The following is an 18,599-nucleotide window of genomic DNA, read 5'->3' on the forward strand; positions in this document are numbered from 1 at the left end:
GGTGAGGGAGGACGCCGCATGATCAGGGACCCTGATCGTGGCTGGGGCGGGCAGGCACAATCGCGGGCGTGCCCGCACCCGTCGTCATCACCGATCCGCAGGACCCGCGGGTCGCCGACTTCCGCGACCTCAAGGCCGGCGACCGGCCGGAGGGCACCCCTCGCTGGGGCGGGCCGGTGATCGTGGAGGGCGTGCCCGCCGTCCAGCGGCTGCTGGCCTCGCCCTACCGGGTCCGCGCCGTGCTCGGCGTGCCGGGACGGGTCGCGGCCCTCGACCTGCCGGAGGGTGTCGCCGCCTACGAGGCGGACAAGTGGCTGCTGTCGGAGGTGATCGGCTTCCGGCTCACCCGGGGCGTCATCGCGTCGGCCGACCGGCACCCGCCGGCCCCGCTCGACGAGCTCCTGGCCGGCCCGGACCCGTCGGCGCCGCGCCGGCTCGCGGTCCTGGAGGGCCTCAACGACGCCGAGAACCTCGGCTCGATCGCCCGGTCGGCGCTCGCGCTCGGGATCGACGGGCTGCTGCTCGACCCGCGCTGCGCGGACCCGTTCTACCGGCGCTCCGTGCGGGTCTCGATGGGGCACGTCCTCGCGCTGCCGTTCGCCGTCCTGACCGACTGGCCGGCCGGTCTCGACCGGCTGCACGACGCGGGGTACACGACCGTCGCGCTGACGCCGGCACCCGACGCGATCGACCTGGCCGATCTCGACCCGGTCGCCCACCCGCGCACGGCGGTGCTGCTGGGCGCCGAGGGTCCGGGGCTCACCCCGGAGGCGCAGCAGGCCGCCACGGTGCGGGCGCGGATCCCGATGCGGGCGGGCGTGGACTCCCTCGGCGTCGCCGCGGCCGCGGCCATCGCCTTCGCCACGCTGCGCTAGCGAAAGGGCCCGGTCCCCCTCACCACTCGCGAGCTCGTGGCGAGCCTCTGGACGGGGCCGGTCAGCCGCGGAGGGAGAAGCGCGCGAGGTGCGCGCGGGCCTCCTCGGCGTGCGCCGGGTTGCACATGACGTCGTAGCGCCCGGCGACGATCGTGCGGGTGCTGACGAAGTCGCGGCGGCCCTGCGTCGCGGCGTAGCCCATGCCGCCGAAGACGGCGCCGAACACGAGCCCGACCGCCAGGCCGAGCAGCACCGAGCCGATCCAGCCCCCGCCGTCGGTGGCGAAGATGCCCAGCAGCAGCCCCACGAACAGGCCCCACCAGGCGCCGGCGGCGGCACCCGCGGCGACGGCCCGGCCCATGGTCAGCCGACCGGTCACCTTCTCGACGCTGCGCAGGTCCGATCCGATGATCGTGACGTTCTCGACGGCGAACTTCTGGTCCGACAGGTAGTCGACGGCGGCCTGGGCCTGCTCGTAGGTGTCGTAGGACCCGACCTGGACGCCGCCGGTGGGCATGGAGACGGAGGCTGTCATGCCCTCTTCAACTGCCCGGCCGGCCGGCGTGTTCCCCGGGGCTCAGCGGTGCCGGCGGACCCCGAAGACGATGTCCTCCCACGCGGGGATGCGGGCGCGCGGGTCCTCGTCCTCGCCGCGGCCCAGGACGACGGTGTCGTGGTCGGCCACCTCGTCGAGGAGGGCGTCGAGGGACCGCTCGTCGGCGGGGGAGCCGCTGGCGGGGTGCACGTCCCGCACCGGTTCGTCGTCGTCGTGGGCGAGCAGCTCGGCCGGCAGCACGTCGGGGGTCACCGTGTCGTGGACGACCGCGTCGTCCTCGCTGTCGCGCACCACGCTCACCGGGCGCGGCCGGTGAGCCGCCGGGGCCAGGCCCGCGGGGACGTCGGGGACGACGCGCACCAGCCGGGTGCCCTCCGCGAAGTCCATCGTGGCCGCGTCGGCGGGGGTGACCGTGCGCGAGGGGAGGTCGAACGTCCACCGGGTGAGGCCGGACTCCTCGCCCGCCCGCCAGGCGCCGGTGACCTGCCAGCTGCCGTCGTGCGTGCGGTGGGCGTCCCAGGCGACGTCGCCGATGTCGGAGTCGATCAGCCGCAGACGCTCGTCCATGAACCGGTGCAGGGTGCCGCCGGGGGCGCCCTCGCTCAGCCGGACACGGGCCTCGCGGGCCTGCTCGGCCACCCGCTCCCGCTCCTGCAGCACCGGGGAGGCGAACCGCATGATCCGCTCGACCCGGGTGCCGGAGGCGGCCGCCACCTGCTCGGGGGTCTCGCCGGCACGGATGCGCGCCTGGATGACCCGCGGCGGCAGCTCCACCCCGGCGTCGACGTCGATCTGGGTCAGCCGGCGGGTGTCCCCGCGGGCCGCGGCGCGCAGCCGGTCGTCGATGGGCAGCGAGAACCGCTCGCCCTCGGCGCCATCGGCCCCCTCGGTGGCCAGCACCAGGCTCTTCCCGTCGTCGGAGAGCGCCACGAGGCGCAGCGTGCGCATGGGCGGACCTCCTGACTGCGCGACCCGGCCGCCGGAGAGACGGACCGGAGCACGAGGCTATCGGCGTGCCGGGGACAGTGCGCGGAGGCGGCCCCGTGCGGCGCGTCCCGGCCGCTCTCGCGACGGCGGTGCCGAACCGGCCGGCCCCCGCCGATACCGAGCGATGTCACGTGCTGGAAACACGCGGTCCGCACAGTGGAGCCTGCACGCGGGCCGGCGAGCGATCGAGGAGGTGTCCCGTGGTCAGTCCACTGACCGATCGGCGGTCGTCCGCGCCCGCCGGACTGCTGGCCGCCCCCGCCGAGGCGTCCCCCGAGCTGCTGCCCGCCGAGGTGCGCAGCGCCGTCACGGAGATCGCGGCGGCCCCGGGTGCCTGGTGCCCCGCGCTGTCCCCGGACGGCTCCTGCGTCGCCTACGTCACCGACCGCTCCGGCATCCCGCGGCTGGAGGTGGCCGACCTGGACGGCGCCGCGCCGCCGGTCGTGCTGTCGGGCCCGGGCCAGGAGGTGGTCTCCGTCGCCTGGTCGCCCGACGGCGGCTGGCTGGCCTACCTGGTGAGCCCGGGCGGGTCCATCTGCGCCGAGCTGCACGTCGTCCGCCCGGACGGGAGCGACGCCCGCCTCGTCGCCGGGGAGGATCCGCGCGCCACGGTCTTCGCCGGCGGCTGGACCGGGCCCGGGCACTACGCCTGCTCGATCGCGCCCGGGGACGGTCCGGACGCCGACGTCGTCCTGGTGGACGCCGCCACCGGCGAGCACCGCACCCTCGCCCGCGGCGGTTTCCTCGCCGTGACCGCGGTGTCGACCGACGAGCGCTTCGTCCTGGCCCGGCGCGGGCCCCGCGCCTACCGGCACGTCGTCGTGGTGGACGTGGCCACCGGGGTGCAGCGCCGGTTGATCGGTCTCGACGCCCCCGGCGGCATCGCCTCCGAGGACGGCCGCTTCGGGCCCGACGGCCGCTCGGTCTACCTGCGGGCGTCCCTGCCCGGGGAGCCCTTCGCCGACCGGTCCGGGCTGGTGCAGGTCCCGCTGTCCGAGGACGGCGTCCCGGGCGCCGGCCGCGTCGTCCTCGCCCGCCCGGACGCCGACCTGGACGGCTACGCCCTGCGCGCCGACGGGACGGCGCTGGCCGTCTGGAACGCCGGCGGCGTCACCGAGCTGCGCGTGCACGCGCTCTCCGACGGGTCCTGCGTGCGCGAGGTCCCGCTGCCGGAGCCGGTGATGCCCGGCTGGTCGCTGTCGGCCGACGGCGCGACGATGATCGCCGAGCTCACCGGGCCCCGTTCCCCGCGCCGGCTGGTCCGCCTCTCGCCGGCCGACGGGACGGCGGAACCGCTGCCGTCGCAGCCGCCTCGACCGCGGGCCGCCGGTCTCGTGACCCCGGTCCGGTACGACTACCGCGCACCCGACGGGCTGCCGCTGTCGGGGTGGCTCTACGTGCCCCGCGGGGTGCGGGGACCCAACCGCACGGTGGTGAGCTTCCACGGCGGCCCCGAGGGCGAGGAACGACCGGACTGGTCACCGCTGGCCCAGTCGCTGGTGGCCGCCGGTTTCACGGTCTTCGCGCCGAACGTGCGCGGCTCGGGCGGCTTCGGCCGGGCCTTCCTCACCGCTGACGACGGTCCGGCGCGGGAGGGCTCGTTCGCCGACGTCGTCACCACGGTCACCGAGCTCGTCGCCGCCGGCATCGCCGCACCGGGCCGGATCGGCGCGCACGGCTGGTCCTACGGCGGCTACCTCACGCTGGTGGCCCTCACCCGCTGGCCCGACCTGTTCGCAGCGGGCGTCACGGGCGCCGGCATGAGCGATCTGCGGACCTTCTTCGCCGGGACCGAGCCGTGGATGGCGGCGGCGTCGGTCACCGAGTACGGCGACCCCGTCGCCGACCGCGACCTGCTCACCGCGCTGTCGCCGATCACCGACCTGGAGCGGCTGACCTCCCCGGTGCTGTTCGTGCACGGCGACCGCGACACGAACGTGCCGGCCGCGGAGTCGGTGCAGGCCCACCAGGCGCTGCAGGCCCGGGGTGCGCCCAGCGACCTGCTGCTGCTGCCGGGCGAGGGGCACACGATCGTCGGCCGGGACCACCTGGTCGAGCTCAGCGAGCGCGTCGCCGCCTGGTTCGATCGCTGGCTGTGAGCAGCCCCTTCGCCGACTACCCCGCATCCGCTCCGGACGAGGCGGTCCTGCCCGACGGCCGGCTGCGCGCGGAGTACGCCGGGCTGGCCGCCGTCCTGGCCGGGCTGGGGACCACGGGGCTGACGGCCACCGCGGGCGCCCTCGCCGCCGAGGGCGCTGCCCGGGGGCTCGCGGTGGCGACCTGGGCCGACGGGCGGCAGACGGTGCGCCCCTTCTCCCTGGACCCGGTGCCGTGGATCCTGCGCGCCGACGAGTGGGCCCGGATCGCCGCCGGCGTGCAGCAGCGGCACCGGGCGCTCAACGCCTTCCTCGCCGACGCCTACCGGGCGGCGGGCCGCCGGCGCGGTGACGTGGACCGGGACCCGGAGGTGGTGCGGGCCGGCGTGCTGCCCGGGTGGGCGGTCGCGCACAGCCCGGTGCGCGACCCCGACGCCGTGGCCCAGGCCTGGCCGGGGCAACGCCGGGCCACCCTGGCCGGGGCCGACGTGATCCGCACGGCGTCCGGGGGGTGGGTGGTGACGGCGGACCACCTCCGGATCCCGGCCGGCCTCGGGTACGCACTGGCGGCCCGGGACGCCGTCCGCGCCGCCGCCCCCGGGCTGCTCGCGGCGGCGGGCGACGTCGCCGACCCGCGGGACGCGTTGCCGCTGCTGCGCGCCGGGCTGGCGGCCGCCGCGCCACCGAGGTGCACCGGCGCGCCCCGGCTCGCCGTGCTCACCGCGGGGAAGAGCGACAACGCCTGGTTCGAGCACCGGCTGCTGGCCGACGCCCTGGGGGCGCCGCTCGTCCGGGCCGGGGACCTGTGGCCACGCGCGGACGGGGGGATCGAGGCGGCGGTCGACGGCGAGCGGCTCCCGGTCGACGTCCTCTACCGGCGCTTCGACGACGGTCTGCTGGGCGCCTTCCGCACCCCCGTCGGCCAGCCGCTGGACGGGCTGCTCACCGAGGCCGTCCGTGCCGGCCGGCTGGGGCTGGCCAACGTGCCGGGCAACGAGCTCGCCGACGACGCCGCCGGCTACGCCTGGGTGCCGCAGATGATCCGCTTCTACCTCGCCGAGGAGCCGCTGCTCGGCTCGGTGCCGACGTGGGTGCTCGCCTCCGAGGACCAGTGGGCGCAGGTGCGCGGCCGGCTGCACGAGCTCGTCGTCACGCCCGTCGCGGGGTACGGCGGGCGGGGGTCGGTCGTGGGGCCGGCCTGCTCGGCGGCGGAGCTGGCCTTCCTGCAGGCGGAGGTGGCGGCCGCGCCCTACCGCTTCGTCGCCCGGGAGCCGGTGCCCTCGACGACGGTGCCGACGCTGGTGGACGGCGTGCTGCGACCGCAGCAGGCCGACCTGCGGGTGCTGTCCGTCGTGGGACCGGACGACGACGTGACCGCGCTGCCGGCGCTGCTCGCGCGGGTGACCGACGGGCCGGACCCCGCGGCCCGCTGGTCGGGCGGGGGCAAGGACACCTGGATCGTGGGCTAGTACCGCGACGGGCAACCTTCGCCTGCACGCACTCGCGCCCAGGAACATTGTGCGCAAGTCGGCAGCTTCCCTTCCGGAAACTGCTGACCAGCGCACATTGTTCGGCCGCGGCAGACGCCTCCCGCAGGGGCGAACGTTGGCAGCCGGGGCACTAGCTAGCCGACCGGCCCACTCCGTCGGCTCGCGATGACCACCGTGGTGCCCTCCGGCCCCGGGATGGCGGTGACCTCGCCGACGGCGCTCATCAGCGTGGAGCCGCGTCCGCGGTCCATGCTGGGCACGCGTTCCCGCCACTGACCGTGGTCGCGGACCGTGATGCGCACCCGCCCGCCGCTGATCGCGGCGGTGACGTCGACGTAGGGCTCGGTGGGCTCCTGGGCGTGCTCGATCGCGTTGGTCGCCGCCTCGCAGGCGGCCAGCAGCAGGTCGTAGGCGTGGTCCTCCCCGACGCCGGCGGCCGCCAGCCAGGCGCGCAGCCCCCGGCGCAGCGCCGGGATCGACGAGGCGACCGAGGGCAGCCGCCACCGGGCGTCCGTCCCCGGCCCGGAGGGCTCCTGCGGGCGGCGCGGCTCGGGCGCGGCCGGCCGGAGCGGCGCCGCTGGTGGGGTGGTGGCCCGGACGGCGGTCCGGACGGCGGGTGTCCCCGGCTGCGGTGCCGGGACCGGCCGGGCGTCCGGGCGGCCGGCCGCGCGATCGAGCACGGCCCGCACCCGCGCGATCGAGCACGGCCCGCACCCGCGCGATCAGCTCGTCGGCGCGGAACGGCTTGGCCAGGTAGTCGTCCGCGCCGGCCTGCAGACCCTCGACCGAGGCCTCCTGCCCTGCCCGTGCGGTCAGCATGATCACGGGGACCGACCGGGTGGCGGGGTCGCTGCGCAGCGCACGCAGCAGCTGGAAGCCGTCGACCCGGGGCATCATGACGTCGGTCAGCACGACGTCCGGCCGGCGCTCCGCGACCGCCGCCAGCGCCTCCTCGCCGTTCGCCGTCGTCCGCACCGACCAGTGCGGGCCGAGCAGCCGGGTCAGGTAGGCACGCATGTCGGCGTTGTCGTCGACCACCAGCACGTGCGCGTGGTCCGCCGCGGCCGGCTGGTCGGCGGGGCGGGAGGTGTCCTCCTCCCAGCTCGCCGCTTCACCCCGGGCCCCCTCCGACGGGTGGACCGGGGTGATGCTCTCCTCGTCGGCGGCGTCGGGGGCGCCGTAGGGGAGCGCGACGGTGAACGTGCTGCCCGCCCCCGGCTCGCTGGTCACCGACACCTGCCCGCCGTGCAGCGCGACCAGTTCGTGGACCAGGGCGAGGCCGATGCCGGTGCCCTCCCGGGTGCGTGCGGTCGCCCCCGGGACCCGGTGGAACCGCTCGAAGAGGTGCGGCAGCTCGGCGGCGACGATGCCGACGCCGGTGTCGGCCACCGTCAGCTCGACCCCGTCGTCCCGGGCGCGCAGGGCGACGTCGATCCCACCGACGAACGTGTACTTCACCGCGTTCGCCAGCAGGTTGACCACGACCTTCTCCCACATCCGCGGGTCCACGTGGACCGGCCGGTCCAGCGGGGGGCAGTGAACGGTCAGGCGCAGGCCGGCCCGCTCGGTGGCGGCGCGGAAGATGCCGGCGAGCTCCCCGGTGAACGTGGCCAGGTCGGTCGCCACCCGGACGGGGCTCGCCCGGCCGGCCTCGATGCTGGCGACGTCGAGCAGGTCGTCGACCAGGCGCTGCAGCCGCCGGCCGTTGCGCATCGCCAGCTGCAGCTGCTCGCGCGCCGCGGCCGGCAGCGGGTCGGCGGTGTCGTCCAGGACGTCGCCGATCGGGCCGAGCAGCAGGGTCAGCGGCGTGCGCAGCTCGTGGCTCACGTCGGAGAAGAACGTCGTCTTCGCCCGGTCGAGCGCGGCCAGGGACTCCGCGCGTTCCCGCTCGGCCGCGAACGCGCGCACGGTGGCCACCGCGCCGGCGAACTGGCCGCTCACCAGCTCGTGGAACGTCCGGTACTCCTCGTCCAGCGCCCGGTTCGGGCTGGTGCCGAGCAGCAGCAGCCCGACCGGGTCGCCGTCGCGCGACGGCGCCATGGGCAGCACGACCGCGTCGGCGACGGCGTCGCCGAACGGGCCGCCGGCCAGGCCCAGGCCGCGCACGTCCGTCGGCAGGTCCGCGGCCCCGCCGGCGACGTCGGGCAGCAGGTCGGGGTCGCAGCCGGCCACCGCCACGCGGCGGTGCCGCCGCCCGTCCGGATCGGCCAGGTAGACCGCGGCGAACGGCACGTCGAGCGGGCTGTCGGCCAACGCGCCGCACATGGCCGTGACGGTCTCCTGCTCGCTCCGCAGGGAGCGGCCCTCGGTCGCCAGCCGGTGCAGCAGCCGCTGGCGTCGCTCGCCGAGCACCTGGCCGGTCACCTCGGTGCACACGGCGTGCATGCCGGCGACCTGCCCGGAGTCGTCGAAGGCGGGGGCGTGCGAGACGGTGAAGTAGGTCTCCTCGCGGTACCCGGAGCGCTCGAGGAGCAGCAGCAGGCCCGGCAGCCAGGACGCGTCGAGCGTCGTCATGGCGTGCTCGATCGGCGGGCCGAGCGCGTCCCAGCCCTCGGCGAGCGTCTCCCGGATGTCCTGGCCGATCGCCGGGTGCTTGCCGCCGATCAGCGGGGCGTAGGCGTCGTTGTAGAACTGCAGGTGCTCCGGGCCCCAGGTCAGGACCATGGGGAACCTCGACACCAGCACCGTGCGCACGGCGTACCGCAGGGCGGCCGGCCACGTCTCGACCGGGCCGACGGACGTGCCCGACCAGTCCAGCCCGGCCATGAGCCGGCCGGCCTCACCGCCCGCGGCGAACAGCTCGCCGCGGTCCGGCCCCGGCACGGGATCGGGAACCACGTTCACCTCCAGCCGGGGACGGCCATCAACCGCAGGATCCGGACGGACCGGCCGGCTACAGGCGTTCGACCACGTGGTCGATGCAGGCCGTCAGCGCGCTGACGTCGTCGGGGTCCACGGCCGGGAACATGCCGACCCGCAGCTGGTTGCGGCCGAGCTTGCGGTACGGCTCGACGTCGACCACGCCGTTCGCGCGCAGCGTCCGCGCGATCGCCGCCGCGTCCACGGAGTCGGCGAAGTCGACGGTCCCCACGACCAACGACCGGTGCGCCGGATCGGCCACGAACGGGGTGGCGTACTCGGACTTCTCCGCCCAGCCGTAGAGCCGGTTCGAGGAGTCGGTGGTCCGGGCGACCGCGCCGGAGAGCCCGCCCAGGGACAGCAGCCAGCGGATCTGGTCGGCCAGGAGGAAGAGCGTGGCCACGGCCGGGGTGTTGTAGGTCTGGTCCTTGGCCGAGTTGTCGACGGCGATCGACAGGTCCAGGAAGCCCGGGATCCAGCGGCCGGAGGCCTTGATCTCGGCCACCCGCGCCAGGGCGTCGGCCGACATGACCGCCACCCACAGGCCGCCGTCGGCGGCGAAGGACTTCTGCGGCGCGAAGTAGTAGACGTCGGTCTGGTCGATGTCGACCGGCAGGCCGCCGGCCCCGCTGGTGGCGTCGATCAGCACCAGGGCGTCGAGGTCGGCGCCGTGCGGGCGCTCGATGGGGGCCATCACGCCGGTCGACGTCTCGTTGTGCGCCCAGCCGTAGACGTCGATGCCGTCCCGTCCCCGGGGGAGGGCCAGCGTGCCGGGCTCCGCCCGGGTGATCACCGGGTCGCCCAGGAACGGGGTCTCCTGCACGCCGGAGGCGAACTTCGCGGAGAACTCGCCGTAGGTGCCGAACGCCGCCCGGTCGCGGATCAGCCCGAAGGCGGCGGCGTCCCAGAAGGCCGTCGTCCCCCCGTTCCCGAGCACCACCTCGTAGCCGTCGGGCAGGTCGAAGAGCTGGGCGAGACCCTCGCGGATCTCCCGGACCAGGTTCTTCACCGGCGCCTGGCGGTGCGAGGTGCCCATGACGGCCGCGCCCTCGCCGGCGAGCGCCCGGAGCGCCTCGGGTCGCACCTTGGACGGCCCGCAGCCGAACCGCCCGTCGGCAGGCAGGAGCTCGGCGGGGATCGTGATGCTCATCCGGGGGCTTGCCTTTCAGCGAGACGCGGCGTCGGCCCCCTGCTGGGTCCCCCGCGAGCCTGCGGGTGGGGGAGGCAGGGGTCCTCACCCGAGGGGGGACGGGGTCCTTCTGCTAGCTCGGCGCGACCTCGGTCATCGACTTGGTCTGGATGGTGTCCCAGCCGGCGACCTCCTCGGGCTTGCGCGGGTCGGGGCCGATGTAGCGGGCCGACGGGCGCACCAGGCGGCCGGTGTTCTTCTGCTCGAGGATGTGCGCGCACCAGCCGGCGGTGCGGGCACAGGTGAACATCGAGGTGAACATGTGGCTCGGCACCTCGGCGAAGTCGAGGACGATGGCCGCCCAGAACTCCACGTTGGTCTCGACCGGGCGGTCGGGACGGCGCTCGCGCAGCTCCTTGAGCGCGGCGTTCTCCAGGGCCAGGGCGGCCTCGAACCGCGGTGCGCCGAGCTCCTCGGCGGAGCGGCGGAGGACGCGGGCACGGGGGTCCTCGGCCCGGTAGACCCGGTGGCCGAAGCCCATCAGCCGTTCCTTGCGGTCGAGCAGGTCCTTCACGTACTTCTCGGCGTCGCCGGTCTGCTCGACCTCGTCGAGCATGTGCAGCACGCGGGAGGGGGCGCCGCCGTGCAGCGGGCCGGACATCGCGCCGATGGCGCCGGAGAGGGACGCGGCCACGTCGGCGCCGGTGGAGGCGATGACGCGGGCGGTGAACGTGGAGGCGTTCATGCCGTGCTCGGCGGCCGACGTCCAGTAGGCGTCGACGGCGGCGACGTGCGCGGGGTCGGGCTCGCCGCGCCAGCGGACCATGAACCGCTCGACGATCGTGTCGGCCTCGTCGATGCGGCGCTGGGGGACGGCGGGGATGCCGATGCCGCGGGCGGACTGCGCCACGTAGGACAGCGCCATGACGGCGGCCCGGGCGAGCTCCTCGCGGGCCTCCTCGGCGTCGATGTCCAGCAGCGGGCGGTAGCCCCAGATCGGGGTGAGCATCGCCAGGGCGGCCTGGACGTCGACGCGGACGTCACCGGTGTGCACCGGGATCGGGAACGGCTCCGCCGGGGGGAGGCCGGGGCCGAACTTGCCGTCGACCAGCAGGGCCCACACGTTGCCGAAGGTGACCTTGCCGACGAGGTCCTCGATGTCGACGCCGCGATAGCGGAGCGCACCGCCGTCCTTGTCCGGTTCGGCGATCTCGGTCTCGAAGGCGATGATGCCTTCCAGGCCGGGTACGAAGTCGTCGGCCATCTCGCATGCTCCTCTGCGCGCGGGCGCTGCGCGCCGGGTTCTTGGCGCGCAGATTGCCAGCCGACCCTAGGCGGTGCGGCCCGGCAGGGCACACGGGGGGCCGGTCCCGGGCTGCCGCGGGGCCTGTCCGCGCCGACGACGGCCCGCGGTGCCAGCATGGCGGGGTGCCCGACCTCTCCCGCATGCGCAACGACTACACGGCCGGCCGGCTGACCGAGGAGGACCTCGCCCCGACGTGGGTCGAGCAGTTCGACCGCTGGTTCGGCGACGTCGTGGCCGCCGGGATCCCCGAGCCCAACGCGGTGGTCGTCGCGACGGCCGATGCCGACGGGGCCCCGGACGCCCGCGTCGTCCTGATGAAGGGCTACGACGAGGTCGGCTTCATCTTCGGCACCAGCTACGCCTCGGCCAAGGGGGCCCAGCTGGCGGCCAACCCGCGGGCCACGCTGGTCTTCCCCTGGCACGCCCTGCAGCGGCAGGTGCGGGTGAGCGGGCGGGTGGAGCGGATCGGTGACGCCGCCTCGGACGGCCTCTGGGACCCGCGGCCGCGGGGGGCGCAGCTGGCCGCGGTGGCGTCGGTGCAGTCGACCGTCGTCGACTCGCGGGAGGAGCTCGTGGAGCGGCTGCGGCTGCTCGACGAGCAGACCGCCGACGGGCCGGTGCCGCGGCCGGAGATCTGGGGCGGCTACCGGGTGCTGCCCGAGCGGGTGGAGTTCTGGCAGGGCGGCAAGGACCGGCTGCACGACCGGCTGCGGTTCGTCCGGGACGACGAGGAGGGTGGCGGCTGGATCGTGCAGCGACTGGCCCCGTGACGGAGGACCCCGCGACCTCGGCGGCGTTCAGAGGCTCGCCCCGAGCGAGCGAGGGGTGAGGGGAACGCGGTCCTTGCTCCCGCGAGCCCGGCGCGGGCCCCTGCAGCGGGTCCGGACGAGCGAACCGGCGACCTCGTGACCTCTCCCGTCGACCCGGTCGAGGGTGGCAAGGCGGTCGAGGAGCCGATCCCTCTCGGACGGCGGCGCAGCTGGGCGATCGACACCACCCCGCTGCGCAACCCGCACTACCGCCGGCTGTTCTGGGGCGTCGCCGCCACGATGCTGGGCCAGCAGATGACGCTGGTGGCCGTCCCGTTCCAGGTCTACCTCCTCACCGGGTCCTCCCTCCTCGTGGGCGTCACCTCCCTGGTGGCGCTGGTGCCGCTGGTCGTGCTCGGGCTGCTGGGCGGCGCGATCGCCGACGCGATGGACCGGCGCCGGCTGATGCTGATCACCTCGGTGGGTGCGGCGGTCACCAGCGCGCTGCTCGCCGTCCAGGCCCTGCTGCCCGGCGGCGGGAACCTGGTGCTGCTGTGGGTGCTCACCGCCTGCGTCTCCGGCTTCGCGGCGGTCAACCAGCCCACCCGGGCGGCGGTGATCCCGGCGATCGTGGGCCAGGCCAACATCGCCGCGGCCAACGCGCTGGCGATGACCGTCCGGCAGGTCGGCGTGATCGTGGGGCCGCTGCTGGCCGGCGTGCTCATCGGGATGGGCGAGCTGTTCCTCACCTACGCCGTGGACGCCCTGGGCTTCCTCGCGGCGGCCGTGCTGCTGCGCGGTCTGCCCCCGCTGCCGCCGGCCGGGGTGGACGGTCCGCTGCGGCTGCGGGCGGCCGTGCGCGGGGTGGGGGAGGGGTTCGCCTTCCTGCGCACCCAGCCGGTGCTGCTGATGACCTTCGTGGTGGACATCATCGCCATGATGTTCGCCTGGCCGCAGGCGGTCTTCCCGGAGCTGTCGCAGACCCGGTTCGCCGAGTCGCCCAACAGCCTCGGCTGGCTGTTCGCCGGCATCTCGATCGGCGCCCTGGTCTCCGGGCTCACGTCGGGCTGGGTCTCGCGGGTGGACCGGCAGGGGGCCGTCGTCCTCGCCGCGATCGCCGTGTGGGGGGTGGCGATCATCGGCTTCGGGTTCGCGCCGACGCTGTGGCTGGCCGTCCTCTGCCTCGCGGTCGCCGGCGCCGGCGACATGGTCAGCGCGGTGCTGCGCACGTCGATGCTCCAGCTCGCCGCACCCGACGACATGCGGGGGCGGATGCAGGGGGTGTTCATCGTCGTGGTCGCCGGCGGTCCGCGGCTGGGCGACCTGCGGGCCGGTGCGCTGGCCAGCGCCGCGTCGGTGAGCGTCGCGATGGTGTCCGGCGGCGTCGTCGTCGTGCTGGCGATGGCCGTCGTCGCGCTGGCCGTGCCGTCGTTCTGGCTGTTCCGCGCGTCGCGTGCCGACGCAGGTGCCCGGCCGGGCTCGCCCGCCCCCGAGAGTGGCGAGGGCCGGCCGGGCAGCGACTGAGGATGCCACAGCTCCGGCACGCCCCGGTGCCGGTACCGGGGCTCAGGCCAGCGCGTGGGCGACCACGGTGAGGTCGGCGACCAGGGCCCGGTAGGCGGCGTCGCGGGCGTCGTCCGGCGTGCGCAGGATCGCCGAGGGGTGCGTGGTCGCCAGCATCCAGGTCTGGGACGGCGCGTCCTCCTCCTCGTCGGCCGCCTCGACGCCGGGCGGGGTCCACGGGAGCAGCTGCCCGCGGTCCCTGGTGATCCGGAAGGACGGCGAGATCAGCGCCGTGGCGGCCGTCGCCCCCAGGCACACGACCACCTCGGGCCGGAGGACGGCGAACTCCGCCTCCAGCCACGGGCGGCAGGCCCGCAGGTGCTCGGCGCCGGGCTTCTGGTGGATCCGCCGCTTGCCCTTCTGCGTGAACCGGAAGTGCTTGACCGCGTTGGTGATGTAGGCGTCGCGACGGTCGATGCCGGCGTCCCCGAGCGCCTCGTCGAGCAGCCGGCCGGCCGGTCCGACGAACGGTTCGCCCTGGCGGTCCTCCCGGTCACCGGGCTGCTCGCCGACGAACACGATCCGGGCGGTGGGCGGGCCGTCGCCGAACACCGTCTGGGTGGCCGGCTCCCACAGCTCGCACGCCCGGCAGCCGGCGGCCGCCGTCCGGAGCCCGTCGAGCCCCACGCCGCCCGGCGGCTGCGCGATCCCGTTCTCGGTCACGCCTCGATGACACCGCAGGTCACGGTCCGGCGCGACAGGTGGCGGCCGATACGGTGCTGACCAGGAGATCCACCTACTGCTGGGGGAGATGTGCTCGAGTTCGACGGGCTCCACAAGAGCTTCGGCGACATCCGCGTGCTCGACGGGGTCGGCTTCACGGTCGCACCCGGCTCGATGTTCGGCTTCTGCGGCTCCAACGGGGCCGGCAAGACGACGACGATGCGCATCGCCATGGGCCTGGTCCGGCCGGACGCGGGCGAGGTGCGCTGGCAGGGCCGGGCCCTGGACCAGGCCACCCGGCGCCGGATCGGCTACATGCCGGAGGAGCGCGGCCTCTACCCCAAGATGAAGGTCGGGGAGCAGGTCGCCTACTTCGCCAGGCTGCACGGGCTCGACGGCGCCGCCGCCACGAAGGCCGCCGCCGAGTGGGTGGAGCGGCTCGGCCTCGGGGCCCGCCGGGGCGATCCCGTCGAGAAGCTGTCGCTGGGCAACCAGCAGCGCGTCCAGCTGGCCGCCGCCCTGGTGAGCCGCCCGGAGGTGCTCATCCTGGACGAGCCGTTCTCCGGCCTGGACCCGATCGGCGTGGACTCGCTGGCCGAGGCGCTGCTCGGGCAGGCCCGGGCCGGCGTCCCCGTCGTCTTCTCCAGCCACCAGCTCGACCTCGTCGAGCGCCTCTGCGACTCCGTCGGCATCCTGGCCCGCGGCCGGATGGTGGCCACCGGCACGGTCGAGGAGCTGCGCCGGCGCGAGGCCGGCCGGCTGCTGCGGGTCGTCGTCCCCGATGCCGCGCCGGACTGGGCCGCCGCCCTGCCCGGCGTCCGGGTCGTCTCCGAGCAGGCCGGTGACACGGTGCTCGAGCTCGCCGACGGGGCCGACGACCAGACCGTCCTGGCCGCGGCGCTGCGCACCGGCCGGGTCGCCCACTTCGCCTGGCAGCAGCCCACTCTCGTCGAGCTTTTCCGCGGGGCCGTGGCGGCCCCGACCGTCGAGGAGGCGGCATGACCGAGCCCAGCACCCTGAGCAGCACGTCCCTCGTCGGCCTGGTGGCCAGGCGGGAGATCTCGGCGCGCATCCGCGACAAGAACTTCATCATCAGCTCGGCCGTCATCCTGGTCCTCCTGCTCGGCAGCATGGCGCTGCAGGTGGTCCTCCAGTCGGGCACCGAGGAGTCGAGGATCGGCGTCGTCGGCGCCACGCCCGGCCTCGAGCAGGCACTGCAGGCCCAGGGCGACGCGCTGGAGGTGGACGTCTCCGTCGTCGAGCTGGACGACCAGGCCGCCGCGACGGCGGCGATCGAGGCCGAGGACGTCGACAGCGCGCTCGTCGTGCAGGACGGCGAGTACGAGCTGCTGGTCCAGGAGTCCGCCGGCGGGAGCCTGGAGGCCATCGTGCAGGGCGCCGTGGCGCAGCTGTCGCTCGCCGAGCAGCTCGCCGAGGCGGGGATCTCCGACGTCACCGTCCCCGAGGTCCCGGTCACCGCGCTGGACCCGGACGCCGACCAGGACGGCCAGCGCGTCGTCGCCGCGATCATCGGCGCGGCCCTGCTCTACGGCCTGCTCATCCTCTTCGGCCAGTTCATCGCGCAGGGCGTCGTGGAGGAGAAGTCCAGCCGCGTCGTGGAGCTGCTGCTCGCGACGATGAAGCCGTGGCAGCTGCTCGCCGGCAAGATCCTCGGGCTCGGCGTGCTCGGGCTGGCCCAGATCGTGGTCATCGCCGTCGTGGGGGTGGCCGGTGCGATCACCTTCGACGTCGTCGACATCCCCGGCGACCTGGTCGGGACGGCGATCTCGGTGGTGCTGTGGTTCGTGCTGGCCTACGCCTTCTACGCGGCCATCTTCGCCGTCGCCGCGTCCCTGGTCAGCCGGCAGGAGGACCTCGGCACGGTGCTCATGCCGACCACGCTGGTGCTCGTCGTCGCCTTCGTCGTCGGCATCCAGGCGGCCTCGGCGCCGGACGGGACGCTCGCCGTCGTCACGTCCTTCGTCCCCGGCCTCTCCCCGCTGGTGATGCCGGTGCGGCAGGCGGCCGGGGAGGTGGCGATCTGGGAGATCGGGCTGTCCGTCGTCCTCATGCTCGCCGCCGTCGCGCTGATCGTGCGGCTGGGCGGACGGATCTACGCCGGTGCGCTGCTGCGCACCAGCGGCAAGCTGAAGATGCGGGAGGCGCTGAGGGCCGAGCGCTCGTGACGAAGGACTCCCTTCCCCCCACGCCTCGCGTGGCTCGGCGCGGGCCCCTGAAGGGAGCCGGTGGCGGTGCGCGGACGAGGTGGGTTGGCTGTTCTGCCGGTCGGGTAGCCGCGCGGCATGGGCATGCAGCTGGGCTACACGATGATGACCGAGCAGGCCGGGCCGAAGGACCTCGTCCGCCACGTGGTGGGCGCCGAGGAGGCCGGCTTCGACTTCGCCGTCAGCAGCGACCACTACTTCCCGTGGCTCGACGAGATGGGTCACTCGCCGAACGCGTGGGTGACCCTCGGGGCGGCGGCCCAGGCCACCAGCCGGATCCCGTTCATGACCTACGTGACCTGCCCGACCTTCCGGTACCACCCGGCGGTCGTGGCACAGCAGGCCGCGACGCTGCAGATCCTCTCCGACGGCCGCTTCACCCTGGGCATCGGCGCGGGGGAGAACCTGAACGAGCACGTGGTCGGCGGCGGGTGGCCCGCGGCGGACGTGCGGCACGAGCGGATCGTCGAGGCCCTCACGATCATCCGCGACCTCTTCGACGGCGAGGGGTACACCAACTTCCGCGGCGAGCACTTCGACGTCGAGTCGGCCAAGCTCTGGGACCTGCCGGAGAAGCGGGTGCCGATCGGCTTCGCCGCGGGCGGGAAGCAGGCGGCGACGATCGCCGGTGAGCTGGCCGACGTCCTCATCGCGACCGACCCGATGAGCGAGCTCGTGGAGCAGTTCGAGTCCGCCGGTGGTGCCGGCAAGCCGAAGGTCGCCCAGATGCCGATCAGCTTCGGCACCGACAAGGCCGCCGCGGTCACCCGCGCGCACAGCCTCTTCCGGTGGTTCGGCCTCGGCTGGAAGGTCAACGCCGAGCTGCCCGGCCCGTCGGCGTTCGACGCGGCCAGCTCCGTCGTCCGGGAGGACGACGTCGAGAGCTCCATCCCGTGCGGCGACGACGTGGACGCCGTGATCAAGGCCGCGAAGGAGTACGCCGACGCCGGGTTCACCCACCTCGCCCTCGTGCAGATCGGCGGCGACCAGCAGGCCCCGTACCTGGAGTGGAGCCAGAAGTCGCTGATGCCCGCCTGGCGGGAGGCGTTCGGCGGCTGATCCGCCGCCGGCACACCTTGGGGTGAGGTCATCCCGCCGGGGGGCGCGGGGACCGCTCCCGGGCCGCGATCATCGGCGGCATGACCGAGGACCTCGACGCCCGACTCCGGGCGCTGCAGTCCTCCGACGACGTCTACGCGCTGATCGACCTCGGCTGCGACCTGGCCGACGTCGGGAGGCAGCAGGACGCCGAGTGGTGCTTCCGCCGCGCCGCCGAGCTCGGCGACTCCGTGGCCTGGTTCAACCTGGGCAACGCGCTCGCCGCGCAGCAGCGGTTCCCGGAGGCCGTCGAGGCCTACGAGGTCGCGCTGTCCCACGGCGAGCCGGACGCCTGGCGCAACCTCGGCAAGGTGCTCGAGGACCTCGGCGACCTCGCCGGCGCCATGCGCGCCTACCGCGGCGCGGTCGAGGCCGGTGACCTGGAGGGCGGGCTGCAGCTGGCCTTCCTGCTCCGCGAGCAGGGGGAGCGGCACCAGGCCATGGACGTGGCGATGGAGATCGCGGCCATGGGTGACCAGGAGGCGGCCGCCGTCGTCGCCTGCTGGCGCTGGTGCGCGACGCTGGACCCCGCGCTGGAGCCGGACCTGAGGGTCGGCGCCGACCACTTCCCGGCGGCCCGCGCCGACCTGGCCCACCTGCTCCGGGAGACCGGCCGGCACGACGAGGCCCGCTTCCAGCTGGAGAAGGGGGCCAAGCGCGGCGAGGCCGTCGCCTGGCTGCCGCTGGGCAACTTCTACGCCGACCACCTGCAGGACGACGAGGCGGCGGAGGAGGCCTACCGCGGGGGCATCGCCGCCGGTGAGGCGTACTGCCACCACAACCTCGCCGTGCTGCTGGCCGAGCGGGGCGACTACGACGGCGCCGTCGAGCAGTTCCGCCTCGGCGCGGCCGCGGGCGACCAGATGGCCGCCGACGCGCTCCGCGAGCTCGAGCACGGCTGAGCGACGACCCGTCCGGCTGCCGGGCGTCGGTACCTGCACCGACGTTCCGTGGCTGAGGACGCCGGTCCAGGTACCTGTGCCTGCGCCGGCCGGGGCCGGCC

Annotated in this window: 15 protein-coding genes and 2 pseudogenes; 9 read left to right on the forward strand and 8 right to left on the reverse strand. The window is 75.2% G+C overall.

Annotation, left to right across the window (positions count from 1 at the left end; genetic code table 11):
* Nucleotides 1–68 precede the first annotated feature (68 nt).
* The gene (locus BM142_RS03830) at nt 69–875 is read left to right on the forward strand and encodes a TrmH family RNA methyltransferase (protein ID WP_092195434.1); all 807 of its coding nucleotides are present in this window, start codon (nt 69–71) and stop codon (nt 873–875) included.
* 61 nt (nt 876–936) lie between these two features.
* Here the strand turns inward: BM142_RS03830 and BM142_RS03835 are convergent, their stop codons facing one another.
* Nucleotides 937–1,410, reverse strand: coding sequence for a YflT domain-containing protein (locus BM142_RS03835; protein WP_092195435.1), 474 nt, complete (start codon nt 1,408–1,410; stop codon nt 937–939).
* Between the two features lie 42 nt (nt 1,411–1,452).
* Nucleotides 1,453–2,379, reverse strand: coding sequence for a septation protein SepH (gene sepH, locus BM142_RS03840; protein ID WP_092195436.1), 927 nt, complete (start codon nt 2,377–2,379; stop codon nt 1,453–1,455).
* A 239-nt stretch (nt 2,380–2,618) separates the two neighbouring features.
* Between sepH and BM142_RS03845 the strand changes: the two genes are divergently transcribed.
* Nucleotides 2,619–4,517: a S9 family peptidase gene (locus BM142_RS03845; protein ID WP_092195437.1), complete on the forward strand. Its 1,899-nt coding sequence runs from the start codon at nt 2,619–2,621 to the stop codon at nt 4,515–4,517.
* The gene (locus tag BM142_RS03850) at nt 4,514–5,983 is read left to right on the forward strand and encodes a circularly permuted type 2 ATP-grasp protein (protein WP_092195438.1); all 1,470 of its coding nucleotides are present in this window, start codon (nt 4,514–4,516) and stop codon (nt 5,981–5,983) included. The genes BM142_RS03845 and BM142_RS03850 overlap by 4 nt, the downstream gene beginning before the upstream one ends.
* 155 nt (nt 5,984–6,138) lie before the next feature.
* Here the strand turns inward: BM142_RS03850 and BM142_RS25055 are convergent, their stop codons facing one another.
* The 5 genes and pseudogenes from BM142_RS25055 to BM142_RS03865 all read right to left on the reverse strand — a co-directional run bounded on the left by BM142_RS25055 (nt 6,139) and on the right by BM142_RS03865 (nt 11,256).
* A complete protein-coding gene (locus BM142_RS25055) occupies nt 6,139–6,684 on the reverse strand; it encodes an ATP-binding protein (RefSeq protein ID WP_254790517.1) in 546 nt (181 codons plus the stop codon).
* A gap of 13 nt (nt 6,685–6,697) precedes the next feature.
* Nucleotides 6,698–7,021, reverse strand: a pseudogene (locus BM142_RS25590) (response regulator transcription factor); the annotation flags it as partial.
* Nucleotides 7,022–7,243: 222 nt separating this feature from the next.
* Nucleotides 7,244–8,770, reverse strand: a pseudogene (locus BM142_RS25555) (sensor histidine kinase); the annotation flags it as partial.
* Nucleotides 8,771–8,897: 127 nt separating this feature from the next.
* Entirely contained in the window at nt 8,898–10,013 is a 1,116-nt protein-coding gene (gene serC, locus BM142_RS03860) for a phosphoserine transaminase (protein ID WP_092195439.1), read from the reverse strand.
* Between the two features lie 112 nt (nt 10,014–10,125).
* Nucleotides 10,126–11,256, reverse strand: a complete 1,131-nt coding sequence (locus tag BM142_RS03865) for a citrate synthase 2 (protein ID WP_092195440.1) — start codon at nt 11,254–11,256, stop codon at nt 10,126–10,128.
* Nucleotides 11,257–11,420: 164 nt separating this feature from the next.
* Between BM142_RS03865 and pdxH the strand changes: the two genes are divergently transcribed.
* Nucleotides 11,421–12,068: a pyridoxamine 5'-phosphate oxidase gene (gene pdxH, locus BM142_RS03870; RefSeq protein WP_217640553.1), complete on the forward strand. Its 648-nt coding sequence runs from the start codon at nt 11,421–11,423 to the stop codon at nt 12,066–12,068.
* Between the two features lie 135 nt (nt 12,069–12,203).
* The gene (locus BM142_RS03875; RefSeq protein ID WP_092195441.1) at nt 12,204–13,571 is read left to right on the forward strand and encodes an MFS transporter; all 1,368 of its coding nucleotides are present in this window, start codon (nt 12,204–12,206) and stop codon (nt 13,569–13,571) included.
* Nucleotides 13,572–13,613: 42 nt separating this feature from the next.
* On the opposite strand, the gene BM142_RS03880 is transcribed toward BM142_RS03875, so the two are convergent.
* Nucleotides 13,614–14,273, reverse strand: coding sequence for a UdgX family uracil-DNA binding protein (locus BM142_RS03880; RefSeq protein WP_092195442.1), 660 nt, complete (start codon nt 14,271–14,273; stop codon nt 13,614–13,616).
* Nucleotides 14,274–14,363: 90 nt separating this feature from the next.
* Between BM142_RS03880 and BM142_RS03885 the strand changes: the two genes are divergently transcribed.
* From BM142_RS03885 to BM142_RS03900, 4 genes are all read left to right on the forward strand, one after another.
* Nucleotides 14,364–15,275 (forward strand): ABC transporter ATP-binding protein, encoded by a 912-nt coding sequence (locus BM142_RS03885; protein WP_092195443.1) that lies wholly within the window; start codon nt 14,364–14,366, stop codon nt 15,273–15,275.
* Complete coding sequence (locus BM142_RS03890) at nt 15,272–16,459, forward strand: ABC transporter permease (RefSeq protein ID WP_092195444.1); 1,188 nt, start codon at nt 15,272–15,274, stop codon at nt 16,457–16,459. Before BM142_RS03885 ends, BM142_RS03890 begins: the two co-directional genes overlap by 4 nt.
* 117 nt (nt 16,460–16,576) lie before the next feature.
* Complete coding sequence (locus tag BM142_RS03895; RefSeq protein ID WP_092195445.1) at nt 16,577–17,557, forward strand: TIGR03557 family F420-dependent LLM class oxidoreductase; 981 nt, start codon at nt 16,577–16,579, stop codon at nt 17,555–17,557.
* 80 nt (nt 17,558–17,637) lie between these two features.
* The gene (locus tag BM142_RS03900; protein WP_092195446.1) at nt 17,638–18,498 is read left to right on the forward strand and encodes a tetratricopeptide repeat protein; all 861 of its coding nucleotides are present in this window, start codon (nt 17,638–17,640) and stop codon (nt 18,496–18,498) included.
* The last annotated feature ends 101 nt before the right edge of the window (nt 18,499–18,599 follow it).

Origin of the sequence: Blastococcus tunisiensis (assembly GCF_900112815.1) — a bacterium.
Lineage (GTDB): Bacteria > Actinomycetota > Actinomycetes > Mycobacteriales > Geodermatophilaceae > Blastococcus_B > Blastococcus_B tunisiensis.

Excerpts from the sequence above, each read along its gene's own strand:
- BM142_RS03900 (WP_092195446.1), top strand. The coding sequence starts at position 17,638 with ATGACCGAGGACCTCGACGCCCGACTCCGGGCGCTGCAGTCCTCCGAC.
- BM142_RS03835 (WP_092195435.1), bottom strand. The coding sequence starts at position 1,410 with ATGACAGCCTCCGTCTCCATGCCCACCGGCGGCGTCCAGGTCGGGTCC.
- serC (WP_092195439.1), bottom strand. The coding sequence starts at position 10,013 with ATGAGCATCACGATCCCCGCCGAGCTCCTGCCTGCCGACGGGCGGTTC.
- sepH (WP_092195436.1), bottom strand. The coding sequence starts at position 2,379 with ATGCGCACGCTGCGCCTCGTGGCGCTCTCCGACGACGGGAAGAGCCTG.
- BM142_RS03895 (WP_092195445.1), top strand. The coding sequence starts at position 16,577 with ATGGGCATGCAGCTGGGCTACACGATGATGACCGAGCAGGCCGGGCCG.
- BM142_RS03865 (WP_092195440.1), bottom strand. The coding sequence starts at position 11,256 with ATGGCCGACGACTTCGTACCCGGCCTGGAAGGCATCATCGCCTTCGAG.
- BM142_RS03890 (WP_092195444.1), top strand. The coding sequence starts at position 15,272 with ATGACCGAGCCCAGCACCCTGAGCAGCACGTCCCTCGTCGGCCTGGTG.